The organism is Aeromonas intestinalis (assembly GCF_054052485.1).
Genome location: NZ_JBSTYK010000017.1, coordinates 72,385 through 84,534, shown reverse-complemented (window position 1 = coordinate 84,534; position 12,150 = coordinate 72,385). Strand labels below are relative to the sequence as shown.

The 12,150-nt window shown below is 62.7% G+C and carries 13 protein-coding genes and 1 tRNA gene; 11 read left to right on the top strand and 3 right to left on the bottom strand.

Features of this window, described 5'->3' with window-relative positions; translation table 11 throughout:
* Window positions 1–13: 13 nt before the first annotated feature.
* Window positions 14–89: transfer RNA gene (locus ACW5W7_RS18525), tRNA-Thr, on the top strand.
* Between the two features lie 41 nt (window positions 90–130).
* Here the strand turns inward: ACW5W7_RS18525 and ACW5W7_RS18520 are convergent.
* Window positions 131–334 carry a hypothetical protein gene (locus tag ACW5W7_RS18520; RefSeq protein ID WP_456502646.1) on the bottom strand — a complete coding sequence of 68 codons (204 nt, stop codon included), beginning with the start codon at window positions 332–334 and terminating at the stop codon, window positions 131–133.
* A 150-nt stretch (window positions 335–484) separates the two neighbouring features.
* Here ACW5W7_RS18520 and ACW5W7_RS18515 point away from each other — a divergent pair, with 150 nt between their 5' ends.
* From ACW5W7_RS18515 to hemB, 10 genes are all read left to right on the top strand, one after another.
* Window positions 485–1,750 (top strand): cytosine deaminase, encoded by a 1,266-nt coding sequence (locus ACW5W7_RS18515; protein WP_456502645.1) that lies wholly within the window; start codon window positions 485–487, stop codon window positions 1,748–1,750.
* 90 nt (window positions 1,751–1,840) lie between these two features.
* Window positions 1,841–2,218 (top strand): fluoride efflux transporter CrcB, encoded by a 378-nt coding sequence (gene crcB / locus ACW5W7_RS18510; protein WP_456502644.1) that lies wholly within the window; start codon window positions 1,841–1,843, stop codon window positions 2,216–2,218.
* Between the two features lie 153 nt (window positions 2,219–2,371).
* Window positions 2,372–3,124, top strand: a complete 753-nt coding sequence (gene ubiE / locus ACW5W7_RS18505; protein ID WP_434664873.1) for a bifunctional demethylmenaquinone methyltransferase/2-methoxy-6-polyprenyl-1,4-benzoquinol methylase UbiE — start codon at window positions 2,372–2,374, stop codon at window positions 3,122–3,124.
* Window positions 3,125–3,132: 8 nt separating this feature from the next.
* Entirely contained in the window at window positions 3,133–3,741 is a 609-nt protein-coding gene (locus ACW5W7_RS18500) for a ubiquinone biosynthesis accessory factor UbiJ (protein WP_456502643.1), read from the top strand.
* Window positions 3,741–5,381, top strand: a complete 1,641-nt coding sequence (ubiB, locus tag ACW5W7_RS18495) for a ubiquinone biosynthesis regulatory protein kinase UbiB (protein WP_349920501.1) — start codon at window positions 3,741–3,743, stop codon at window positions 5,379–5,381. Before ACW5W7_RS18500 ends, ubiB begins: the two co-directional genes overlap by 1 nt.
* 54 nt (window positions 5,382–5,435) lie before the next feature.
* Window positions 5,436–5,684 (top strand): Sec-independent protein translocase subunit TatA, encoded by a 249-nt coding sequence (gene tatA, locus ACW5W7_RS18490; protein ID WP_349920502.1) that lies wholly within the window; start codon window positions 5,436–5,438, stop codon window positions 5,682–5,684.
* Between the two features lie 3 nt (window positions 5,685–5,687).
* Complete coding sequence (gene tatB / locus ACW5W7_RS18485) at window positions 5,688–6,152, top strand: Sec-independent protein translocase protein TatB (protein WP_456502642.1); 465 nt, start codon at window positions 5,688–5,690, stop codon at window positions 6,150–6,152.
* Entirely contained in the window at window positions 6,149–6,904 is a 756-nt protein-coding gene (tatC, locus tag ACW5W7_RS18480) for a twin-arginine translocase subunit TatC (RefSeq protein ID WP_456502641.1), read from the top strand. The genes tatB and tatC overlap by 4 nt, the downstream gene beginning before the upstream one ends.
* 135 nt (window positions 6,905–7,039) lie before the next feature.
* Window positions 7,040–7,825, top strand: coding sequence for a TatD family hydrolase (locus ACW5W7_RS18475; RefSeq protein ID WP_456502640.1), 786 nt, complete (start codon window positions 7,040–7,042; stop codon window positions 7,823–7,825).
* 3 nt (window positions 7,826–7,828) lie between these two features.
* Window positions 7,829–8,851 carry a porphobilinogen synthase gene (gene hemB, locus ACW5W7_RS18470; protein WP_456502639.1) on the top strand — a complete coding sequence of 341 codons (1,023 nt, stop codon included), beginning with the start codon at window positions 7,829–7,831 and terminating at the stop codon, window positions 8,849–8,851.
* A 52-nt stretch (window positions 8,852–8,903) separates the two neighbouring features.
* On the opposite strand, the gene ACW5W7_RS18465 is transcribed toward hemB, so the two are convergent.
* Window positions 8,904–10,940, bottom strand: coding sequence for a protein-disulfide reductase DsbD family protein (locus tag ACW5W7_RS18465; protein ID WP_456502638.1), 2,037 nt, complete (start codon window positions 10,938–10,940; stop codon window positions 8,904–8,906).
* Between the two features lie 66 nt (window positions 10,941–11,006).
* Complete coding sequence (locus tag ACW5W7_RS18460; RefSeq protein ID WP_456502637.1) at window positions 11,007–12,047, bottom strand: TlpA family protein disulfide reductase; 1,041 nt, start codon at window positions 12,045–12,047, stop codon at window positions 11,007–11,009.
* Window positions 12,048–12,150 lie beyond the last annotated feature (103 nt).

Sequence of the window (12,150 nt, the reverse complement as noted above, 5' to 3'; positions counted from 1 at the left end):
TACCGGTTAGTGTGCTGATATGGCTCAGTCGGTAGAGCGCATCCTTGGTAAGGATGAGGTCCCCAGTTCGATTCTGGGTATCAGCACCATTAAAAAGAAAGCCTCCCAGTCGGGAGGCTTTTTTGCATTCTCAATTCACCGATATCTTTCTGGCGTCGAGGTAGAAACGGGCTTGTCCCGACTTCTCTATCTGGATGGCCGCGACCAGCTTTTCACCGCGTTTGTATTCCCAGCTCCTTTCGATCGATGTCAAAGGGGGCTTGACGATACCCAGCGTCTGCAAGTACTCGTGAAACAGGCCGGCACTTCCTATTTCGGTCATTCCAGGTTTCATCCTCGTCACCTCTTCTATTGTGTTTGTTTATATATTTATCAATGGTAGCGATTTCATATGTATTCAATGTGAACGCTTTTCTAGTAAATTGATCCAAGCTAAGTTATGAGCTGAAAAAGGCGGAATTTTCCTAAAATAGGGAATGAAAACATGCTGATAAAGAATGTGAGCCTGGCCGGGCAGACGGGTTTTTGGCAGCTCCTTTGTGAGGATGGCTATATCCGGGTCATCGAGCCCATGGGGACACCTCTCCCCTCTGTTGCCGAACTGGACGGGGAAGGCGGTCTTGCCATCGCGCCCTTCATCGAGCCTCACATTCACCTGGATACCACCCAGACGGCGGGCGAGCCGAACTGGAACCTGTCCGGCACCCTGTTCGAGGGGATCGAGCGCTGGGCCGAGCGCAAGGCGCTGCTGACTCACGAGGACGTCAAGCGTCGTGCCATCCAGACGCTCAAGTGGCAGATGGCCAACGGAATCCAGTTCGTGCGCACCCATGTGGACGTCTCGGATCCTCACTTGGTGGCGCTGAAGGCCATGCTGGAGGTACGCGAGGAGATGAAGGAGTGGGTCGAACTGCAGATAGTGGCCTTCCCGCAGGAGGGGATACTCTCCTATCCCAACGGCAAGGCCCTGCTGGAAGAGGCGCTCAGGCTGGGAGCCGATGTGATCGGCGCCATTCCTCACTTCGAGTTTACTCGGGAGTACGGGGTGCAGAGCCTGCATCACATCTTCGAGTTGGCGGAGCAATACGGGGTGCTGGTCGATGTGCACTGCGACGAGATCGACGACGAGCAGTCCCGCTTCATCGAGACCCTGGCCACCCTCGCATACGAGCGCGGCATGGGTCCGCGGGTCACCGCCAGCCACACCACCGCCATGCACTCCTACAACGGCGCCTATGCTTCCCGATTGTTCCGGCTGCTGCGTATGGCAGAGATCAACTTCGTGGCAAACCCGCTGGTGAATATCCATCTGCAGGGGCGGTTCGATACCTATCCCAAACGCCGGGGGATCACCCGGGTGAAGGAGATGCTGGAGGCGGGCATCAATGTCTGCTTCGGCCATGACGACGTGTTTGACCCCTGGTATCCCATGGGGACGGGCAACATGCTGCAGGTACTGCACATGGGGCTGCATGTCTGTCAGATCATGGGCTACGAGCAGATAAACGATAGCCTCAAGCTCATCGGCGAGCACTGCGCCCGCACCCTGAATGTGCAGGACAGATATGGCATCGAGGTTGGCAAGCCCGCCAATCTGGTGATCCTGCCGGCGGAGAATGGCTTCGATGCGGTGCGGCGGCAGGTGCCGGTGCGCTACTCCATCCGGGGAGGACGGGTGATCGCCCAGACCCGACCGGCGCAGACGTCCCTGCACCTGCCGGGGGAAGAGGCGGTCGATTTTCGCCGTTAACCCTGGATGAATTGATCCTGGCCCTGTCATCCCTGACGGCGCTTTTGCATAATCCCCGAATACTGGCCTGGCACAACGGAATCCATCGATATGCAAACCTGGTTATGTGTGGCCGCCGGCGGGGCGATCGGCGCCTGTCTGCGCTTTGGCATGGGCGAGTTGATGGCATTGCTGCTGGGGCGCCATTTTCCCTACGGTACCCTGGCGGTCAACGTCATCGGCTCCTTCATCATGGGATTGGCCTATGCCCTGATAAGCCACGGCTATGTGCCGGATCACCCGATGAAACCACTACTCATGGTGGGTATTCTGGGGGCTTTGACTACTTTTTCCTCATTCGCGCTGGATACCGTGCTGCTGGCCCAGCAGGGCGCCTATCTCAAGGCGCTGCTCAACATGAGCCTCAACCTCTTCCTCTGCCTGGCCATGGTTATGCTGGGTATGCAGTTGGTGGCAAGCCGGGGTTGAGGCATGCCTTGTCCCCTTGCCGGAAGAGAAGGCTCACTCCATATCATCCGACCGGCCGCCCTCTGAGCGGGCAGTAAACCGGTTCCGAGGTGTCCGGACGCTGGCTGCTCTGGTAAACTGACGGCCATTCTTTGCTCTATGGGTGTTTGAGGGATGTCGGAACAGACGAATACTACGCATTTTGGCTATAAAACCGTGGCGACGACCGAGAAGGAAACTCTGGTTGCCGGCGTCTTCCATTCGGTGGCGGCCAAGTATGATCTGATGAACGATCTGATGTCGTTCGGCATCCACCGCCTCTGGAAGCGTTTTACGATCGACTGCTCCGGTGTGCGTAAAGGACAGAAAGTGCTGGATCTGGCCGGTGGTACCGGTGATCTGACTGCCAAGTTCTCCCGCATCGTCGGTGAAACCGGCCAGGTCGTGCTGGCGGACATCAACGACTCCATGCTGAAGGTGGGCCGCGATAAGCTGCGCAACCTGGGGGTAGCGAACAACGTCTCCTACGTGCAGGCCAACGCCGAGGCGCTGCCCTTCCCGGACAATCACTTCGATGTCATCACCATTGGCTTCGGCCTGCGCAACGTCACCGACAAGGACAAGGCGCTGGCTTCCATGTACCGGGTGCTCAAACCGGGTGGACGCCTGCTGGTGCTGGAGTTCTCCAAGCCCGAGAGCGAGGTGATCGCCAAGCTCTATGACCTTTACTCCTTCAAGCTGTTGCCCAAGATGGGCGAGATCGTGGCGAACGACAGCGAGAGCTACAAGTACCTGGCGGAGTCCATTCGCATGCACCCGGATCAGCAGACCCTGAAGGGGATGATGGAGAACGCCGGTTTCGATCAGGTGGACTTCTACAACCTGACCCAGGGCGTGGTCGCCCTGCACCGTGGTTACAAGTTTTAAGGTTGCCTATGCCGATGGATGCCATGGTCACCGCGGTGATCGAAACCAGCCTCAACCAGTTGCTGGCACTCGACAAGCAGAGCCCTGAGCGGCTGCGCAAGCTGGCGGGCAAGGTGCTCAAGCTGGAACTGCGTGAGCTCAAACCACTCTGGTTCGTGTTCTCCGAGCGTCGCTTCGATGTGCTGGCCCAGTTTGAAGGGGAGGCCGATGCGGTGCTGAGCCTCTCCCTGACGGCCCTGGGTCTGCTCAAAGATCCCTCTTCCCTGACCCGCTATATCCGCGAGGAGCGGCTTGACCTGAGCGGCGATCCCCAGCTGGTACAGGCATTCAGCGCCCTGCTGGGGGAGCTGGATATCGACTGGGAGGAGGAGCTCTCCCGTTACACCGGTGACGTGCTGGCCCATACCCTGTGCAGCGGTGCCCGTCAGGCGCGTCGTCTGGTGGGGCGCGAGCTGTGCCGCAGCCAGCGTCAGCTGGCGGAGTACCTGACCGAAGAGGCCAGAGTCGCGCCGGGTCCGCTGGAGGTCGCCAGTTTCAACGACGATGTCGAGTTGCTGGCCCAGCACATGAAGGCGGTCGAGTTGCGACTGGCCCGCCTCGAACAACGGGTGAGCTGATGACTCCAAAAGAGTTCAAACGCCTCTATCGCATCGTCAGCATTCTGCTGGAGCAGGGTATCGATGAGCTGGTGCCCGCCCGCTATCAACCCTGGCCGGGACGCCTGCTGCGCCGCAGCCTGTTCTGGCTCAAGAACAAGCAGCCGACCCTCAATCGCGGTGCCCGCATCCGCCTCGCCTTCGAGGCGCTGGGCCCCATCTTCATCAAATTCGGCCAGATGCTGTCGACCCGGCGGGATCTGTTGCCGCCGGATATCGCCGAGGAGCTGGCGCTGTTGCAGGACAGGGTGCCTCCCTTCTGCGGTCAGGCCGCCCGCCGTCAGATAGAGGCGAGCCTGGGCTGCCCCATCGAGACCCTGTTCGACGACTTCGACGAGACGCCGCTGGCGTCCGCCTCCATCGCCCAGGTGCACACCGCCAGATTGAAGGAGAATGGCCGCGAGATCGTCATCAAGGTGATCCGCCCGGACATCGAGCCCATCATCGAGGCGGACCTGCGCCTGATGCAGGCGGTAGCCAAACTGGCCGCACGCTTCGTACCCCAGAGCGCCCGACTGCGCCCGGTGGAGGTGGTGGAGGAGTATCGCAAGACCATACTCGACGAGCTGAACCTGATGCGCGAGGCGGCCAACGCCATCCAGCTGCGCCGCAACTTCACCGGATCCGACGCCCTCTACGTGCCCGAGGTGTTCACCGAACACTGCCGCGAGCAGGTGCTGGTGATGGAGCGCATCTACGGCATCGCGGTCTCCGACATCGAGGCGCTGGAAGCCAACGGTACCAACATGAAGCTGCTGGCGGAGCGCGGGGTGGAGGTGTTCTTCACCCAGGTGTTCCGGGACAGCTTCTTCCACGCCGACATGCACCCGGGCAACATCTTCGTCTCGTATGAGCACCCGGAGAACCCCCTCTGGATCGGCATCGACTGCGGCATCGTCGGGACGTTGAACCGGGAAGACAAGCGCTACCTGGCGGAGAACTTCCTCGCCTTCTTCAACCGGGACTATCGCCGGGTGGCGGAACTGCACGTGGAGTCCGGCTGGGTGCCTGCCGATACCAAGGTGGACGAGTTCGAGTTCGCCATCCGCACCGTGCTGGAGCCCATCTTCGAGAAGCCCCTGTCCGAGATCTCTTTCGGCCACGTGCTGCTCAACCTGTTCAACACCGCCCGCCGCTTCAACATGCAGGTGCAACCACAGCTGGTGCTGCTGCAGAAGACCCTGCTCTACGTGGAAGGGCTGGGGCGTCAACTATATCCCCAGCTGGATCTGTGGCAGACCGCCAAGCCCTATCTGGAGAGCTGGATGCATCAGCAGGTGGGCCCCAAGGCCGTGCTGAACGCCATCAAGGAAAAGGCGCCGTTCTGGGCCGAGAAGCTGCCGGAACTGCCGGAGCTGGTCTACGAGACCCTGCGTCAGGCGCGCCATCAGCAACACCATTTCGATCAGATGTTCGCCGATTTTCGCAAGCACAGCCGCCGCCAGGGGCAGGCGCGCTACCTCTTAGGGGTTGGAGCCAGCCTGTTGCTTGCGGGTGTATTCTTGCTGACCCAGAGACAACACATTGAGTGGGGACAAATAACGCTAGCCGGCGCCGGTGTATGCTGGGTACTCGGCTGGCTGAAGGCCCGCTCACACTAATCTTTCCGCTAAACGCTCAAATGCGCCGACTGGCGCCAATTTTGGAGAAATATCATGGGTGGTATCAGTATCTGGCAGTTGTTGATCATCGCAGTCATCGTGGTGCTGCTGTTCGGCACCAAGAAGTTGCGCGGGATCGGCGGTGATCTGGGTGCGGCGGTCAAGGGCTTCAAGAAGGCGCTGTCCGACGATCCGGCCGATGCCAAGCCCGAGCAGAAGGATGCGGAGTTTCCGCCAAAGCAACTGAACGAGACGGCCAACAGCGCCGACACCACCAAGCAGAAAGACAAAGATCAGGCCTAAGCCATGTTCGACATCGGTTTTTGGGAGCTGGTCGTCATCGCCGTGGTGGCCCTGGTGGTGCTGGGGCCGGAACGGCTGCCCGGCGCCATCCGTACGGCAGCCCACTGGATCAAGCTCATTCGCAGCACAGCCAACTCGGTGAAGTCCGAGCTGGAGCAGGAGCTCAAGTTGCAAGAGCTGCACAATGACCTGAAAAAGGCCGAAACCCTGAAGATGAGCAACCTGAGCCCCGAGCTGCAGGAGTCCATCGAGCAGTTGAAGACGGCGGCCCAGTCGGTGAATCGCCCCTACCAGCCGCAACCCGAGTCACAGAACGAGATCCGTCCCCCGGTGACGCCCGCGCCTGAGCCCAATACCGCTCCGGCGCCCCAGGCCCTGCCTGAGGCAGAAGCGGAGGCAGAGGCAGTTCCTCAGCTCGACGCCGTGCCCACTCCTCCGGTGAAAGAGAACCAGGAGGTGAAGTCATGAGTCAGGCCGAGCAACCCCTGATCAGCCACCTGGTGGAGTTGAGGACCCGGTTGATGCGCTCCATTCTGGCCATCTTGCTGGTGTTTGTCGGACTCATCTACTTCTCCAACAACATCTATGACTTCGTGGCCCAGCCGCTGCTCAGCCAGCTGCCGGAAGGCACCAGCATGATAGCGACGGACGTGGCGACCCCCTTCATCACGCCCATCAAGCTGACCCTGATGGTCTCCTTCTTCGTGGCCATTCCCTATCTGCTGTATCAAGCCTGGGCCTTCATCGCGCCCGGGTTGTACCAGCATGAGCGGCGCATGGTCCTGCCGTTGGTCGCCTCCAGTGCCGTGCTCTTCTATGCCGGCATGGCATTCGCCTATTACGTGGTGTTTCCGCTGGTGTTCGGCTTCTTCACCAGCACGGCTCCCGCCGGGGTCACGGTGGCGACCGACATCGCCAGCTACCTGGACTTCGTGCTGACCCTGTTCTTCGCGTTCGGGGTGGCGTTCGAGATCCCCATCGCCACCATACTGCTGTGCTGGACCGGAGTGACCACGCCCAAGAGCCTCAAGGAGAAGCGCCCCTACGTCATCGTCGGGGTCTTCGTGGTGGGCATGTTGCTGACGCCCCCCGATGTCTTCTCCCAGACCCTGCTGGCGATCCCCATGTGGGCGCTGTGGGAGCTCGGCCTCTTCTTCGCCCGTTTCTACGTGAAGAAGGACGATCCCGCCGAGACAGAACAGGCGGGTGAAGAGCCGTGATTGTGGAAGGATGAGGGGAGCCCAGGCTCCCTTCCTCTTTTCATGCCCCCCGCACAAGCGTATGGTAAGGCCCCATCCTGTAGATGGTTTTCAAATGCCTGATATACAGCCTCTTTATCTGGAAATGCTCACCCCATGATCGACATCGGAATCAACCTCACCAGTCCCCAGTTTGCCGGCGAACAGGTCGAGCTGGTGAACCGCGCCCGCGCTGCCGGGGTCGAGGGGTTGATCCTCACCGGCACCTGCCTGGCGGGCAGCCGGGAGAGCGCCGCCTTGGCCGCCCGCTGGCCGGGTTACTGCTTCTCCACCGCCGGGGTGCATCCCCACGACGCGTCGAGTATCGATGCGCAGACCCTGCCCGCCTTGCGCGAGCTAGCGGCCCTGCCCCAGGTGGTGGCCATCGGCGAGTGCGGTCTCGACTACAACCGCGACTTCTCGCCCCGGCCGGTGCAGGATTCGGTATTCGACGCCCAGCTGGCGCTGGCTGCCGAGCTGAACATGCCGGTGTTCCTGCACTGCCGGGATGCTCACGCGCGTTTCATCGAGATCCTGCGGCCCTGGTTGCCGCGTCTGCCCGGCGCCGTGCTGCACTGCTTCACCGGCGCCGATGCCGAACTGGATGAGTGTCTGGCGCTGGGGCTGCATATCGGTGTGACCGGCTGGCTGTGCGACGAGCGCCGTGGTCAGCTGCTGCGCGAACAGGTGGCGCGGATCCCGGCCGGCCGGTTGATGATAGAGACCGACGCCCCCTATCTGGTGCCACGGGATCTGAAGCCCAGACCCAAACGCAACGAACCCGCTTTTCTGCCGCACATCGCCAAGGTGGTGGCGGCCTGTCGTGGTGAGACGCCCGAGGCCTTGCTGGCCCACACCCGGGCCACCTCTGCCGCGTTCTTCCAACTTCCACTCCAGGAGTGACTCATGGCAACTACTCTTCCGGGCGCCTTCCCGGGCCGCCGCCTGCGCCGGGTGCGCAAGAATGACTTCAGCCGTCGTCTGGTACGTGAAAATACGCTGACCGTCGATGACCTCATCTATCCGGTGTTCGTGCTGGAAGGGGTGAACCAGCGCGAGGCCGTTGCCTCCATGCCCGGAGTTGATCGCCTCTCCATCGACCTGCTGCTGGAGGAGGCCGCGGAACTGGTGGCTCTCGGCGTACCAGCCATCGCCCTGTTCCCGGTGACGCCGCTTCAAAGCAAGAGCCTGATGGCGGAGGAGGCTTACAGCTCCGACGGCCTGGCCCAGCGCGCCACCCGAGCCCTCAAGGCGCGCTTCCCGGAACTCGGGGTCATCACCGACGTGGCGCTGGATCCCTTCACCACCCACGGTCAGGACGGCATCATCGATGACGAAGGCTATGTGCAAAACGACATCACCACCGAGATCCTGGTGAAACAGGCGCTCTCCCATGCCGCCGCCGGCGCCGACATAGTGGCACCGTCCGACATGATGGATGGTCGCATCGGTGCGATCCGCGCCGCACTGGAGGAGAACGGCTTCGTCAACGTGCAGATCATGGCCTACTCCGCCAAGTACGCCTCCTGCTACTACGGCCCGTTCCGCGATGCGGTGGGCTCCGCCGGCAACCTCGGCAAGAGCAACAAGGCCACCTATCAGATGGATCCGGCCAACGACAACGAGGCCCTGCACGAGGTGGCACTGGACATCCAGGAAGGGGCCGACAGCGTCATGGTCAAGCCGGGCATGCCCTATCTGGACGTGATCCGCCGGGTCAAGGACCAGTTCGGGGTGCCGACCTTCGCCTATCAGGTGAGTGGCGAGTACGCCATGCACATGGCCGCCATCCAGAACGGCTGGTTGAAGGAGAAGGAGTGCATCCTGGAATCCCTTGTCTGCTTCAAGCGGGCAGGGGCCGACGGCATCCTCACCTACTTCGCCAAGCGGGTGGCCCAGTGGCTGCAGGAAGACGCTCGCCGGAGCTGAACGGTTTGAGCGAATGAAAAAATGCCAGTCGATACGACTGGCATTTTGCTTTTCAGGGCTGGGCGCGAGCCTGATCGATCAGGCTGTCCGGGCCGAGCACCTGGGGAAGCACCCTGGGCTCGCGCTGGCCAGGTACATACCAGAGGTAGAGCGGCACACCGGAGCGACCGTGCTGCGCCAGGAAGGCGGTGATCCCGGGATCGCCTTGGGTCCAGTCCCCCCGCATCACCTCGACGCCCGCCTCGGCCAAGGCTTGTTCCGTGGCGCGGCGATCGATGGCGACCCGCTCGTTGACCTTGCAGGTCATGCACCAATCGGCGGTGAAGTAGAGGAACACCGGCTTGTCTCCCGCTCTCAGGGCTTCCAGCTTGGCTGGGTCGAAGGCGAGCCTGTTTGCGGGTTGGGGCTGGGTGGCGCGCTCGCTCATCTGGCTCAGGCCGAGAGGGATGACGAGAACGGCAGCCAAGAGCGCAGGCAGCCAGGCCCGCGGCTTCATCGCTCGCTGGCGCAGGCCGGTCAGCCAGAGGCCGAACGTCAGCAGCATGGCACAGCCAAGGCTGGCGGTCAGCGCGTTGGCGGACACCTGTTGGCCGAGCACCCACGACAGCGCCAGCATGGTCAGGAACATGGGGACGGCGAGCAAGCGGCGAAGGGTCGCCATCCAGAGCCCTGGTTTCGGCATCCGGCGCTGCAGGGCCGGGACAAATCCCAGCAACAGGAAGGGCAGGGCTATGCCAAGCCCCAGCCCGGCGAACACCAGCATGCCCGCCAGGGGCGGCAGGATCAGGGCTGTGCCGAGCGCCGCCGCCATGAAGGGGCCGGTGCAGGGGGTGGCGACGAAGGCGGCGAGGGCGCCGGTCCAGAACGCCCCGGCGGCGCCGTCGCGCCGGGTCAGTCCGGCTCCGGCGTCGAGAGTGCTCAGCTCAAACAGGCCGGCCATGTTGAAGGCGATGACGCAGGTCAGCAGCAGCAACAGCAGTATCATGCGTGGATCCTGCAGCTGGAAGGCCCAACCGAGCTGGGCACCGCCCGCCCGCATGACCAGCAGCACGCCACCGAGCAGCATGCAGGTCGCCATCACCCCGGCGGTGTAGGCCAGCGCCTCGCGCCGCGCGGCACGGGCGCTGGTTCCTGCCCGTGCCAGGCTCATCGCCTTGAGACTGAGGATGGGGAAGACGCAGGGCATCAGGTTCAGCAGCAGGCCACCGGCGATCGCCCCGGCCAGCGCCAGCAGCAGGGCGGTTGCACCGCTCCCACCTTTGGCCGGAGCGGCGGCAAGCCGGGCGTCCAGATCCAGCCCCAGGCCGTTGCCGAGCGCCAGGGTCGCCTCGAATGCCTCGGTCGGCTTGGCTCCTGCCCGGGTCTCGACGATGAGCAGATCGCCCCGGCGTTCAAACCGCTGGGGGGCGGCATCGACGATGGCCTGTCTGGTGGCGCTGAAGAGGTGCGGCTCGTCGACCTCTATGCTGGCGGGGAGCGGTACCTCGAGGCGCAGCCGTTGCTCATCGACAGTGAAGCCGACGGGGGAGCCGAGCGGTCTGGGCAGCGCCTGACGCCACTTGGCAAAGTCGGCGGCGAGGGCTGCGTCGGGTTCGCCGTGGCCGACGTGCAGCGTGATCTGCAGGCTGGCGCGCTCCGGGACGCAGGCGTCGTGACGGCAGGCCAGATACTGCATGTCGAGGCGGATCGGCAGTTGGGTGCCCTGAGCCATCCCCTCGGCGGTGGAGAGCTCCGCCAGCAGCGCGTAGGGTTGGCCGTAGACATGGTTCATGATGCCGTCGATCGGCAGGGTCTGGGGGAGCGGATAGGCCACCTCGCCGACGCTGACGCCATCGGGCAGGTGCCAGGTCAGCCTGGGGGCCAGGCCGACATCCCCCGGCTGTTTCCAGTAGCCGTGCCATTCCCCTTGGGGGGTCATCCTGATCGCCAGGGTGGTGGTGCCGTTGGCGGCGGGGGTGGGGCTGGCGGCATGCAGGGAAGAGGCGATCAGCACCTCCTCGGCGCCAGGTATATCGGCTGCGGCCAGCATGGGGGCGCTGAGGCTCAGGCAGAGCCAAAGCAGCAACCGCTTCAGGGTGTCGAGTTTCATGGGTCTCTTCGTGCGGGAGAAAAAAAGACACCAGCCAGTGGGGCCGGTGTCCATGACGGCTGACGGTTACTTCAGGCCCTTGATTGCGTCGGCCAGGTCGCGATCCTGCGGGCTCAGGATGCGGGCGATGCGGCCCTGGCTATCCAGCAGCACCACGCTGGGGATGTCGCGTACCCCGAAGGCACGGAACAGGGAGTCATCTTCGTTCAGTGCCAGCGGCAGAGTGCTGCCCGAACTCTTCCGGTAATCCTGCAGATCGGCCACCGAGACCCAGAGTCCGGAGGAGACCCCCAGCCACTCGACGCCCTTCTCGTTCGCCATCAGCTTCTCGGCCTCTTCGCGCACGAACTGGCAGTTCTTGGCGGTCTGCGGACGGCTCTCGGCCAGGTAGGATTCGCACCAAGGGGCGAAGAAGACGATGGCGCGCGGCTTCTGGTTCGCGGCGCCCAGGTCCAGCTTGCGGCCGCCCAGCGTGGTGATGCCGAGACCGCTCACCTTGTCGCCCACGGCGAAGGTAGGGGCAGTGCTGGCGCTGGTGGCCCGGGCGATGGGCTGTGACTCTTCGGAGATAGCCTGTTGTAGCGCTGTGTGCAGTGCCTGATCCTCCAGATGGCCCACATGCATGATCTTGCCATCGCGCCCGATCACCACATGCTGGGGGGTGACCCTCAGGTTCAGCGCGGTTGCCAGGGTGCCGTCATCGATGGCGATGGGCATGGTCAGGCCCAGCTCCTTGCGGTAGGCACGGATGGCGTCGGCGTCGTCAGAGAAGCCGGTGTTGACGGCGATCACCTGGATCTGGTCGCCAAACTTCTGCTCTATGGCCTCAAAGCCCGGCATCTGCTGGCGACAAGGCACGCACCAGGTGGCCCAGAATTTCAGATAGACCGGCTTTTTCCCGTAGAGTTCGGCCAGATCGAGCTGTTTTCCGTCCAAAGTGGTCAGCTTGACCGCCGGGGCAGGTTGGCCGATCAAGGCGCTGCCTGCACTCTTGGCGCGTCGCTCGCCTTCGGCGTCGTAGCTGTTGTCGTCCGCCCAGACTGGCTGGCTGATGCCGAGCAGGAGCAACAGGGTGGCGAGGGGTTTGGTCAGTGAGGGCAGGGGCAAGATGGACTCCTTACGACTTTCGAACATGTACCGAGGATGGTTTAATGACACATTTTAGTCAGTTTGACAGTCCATTAATAAGGACCATGAATGTCTGTTTTCA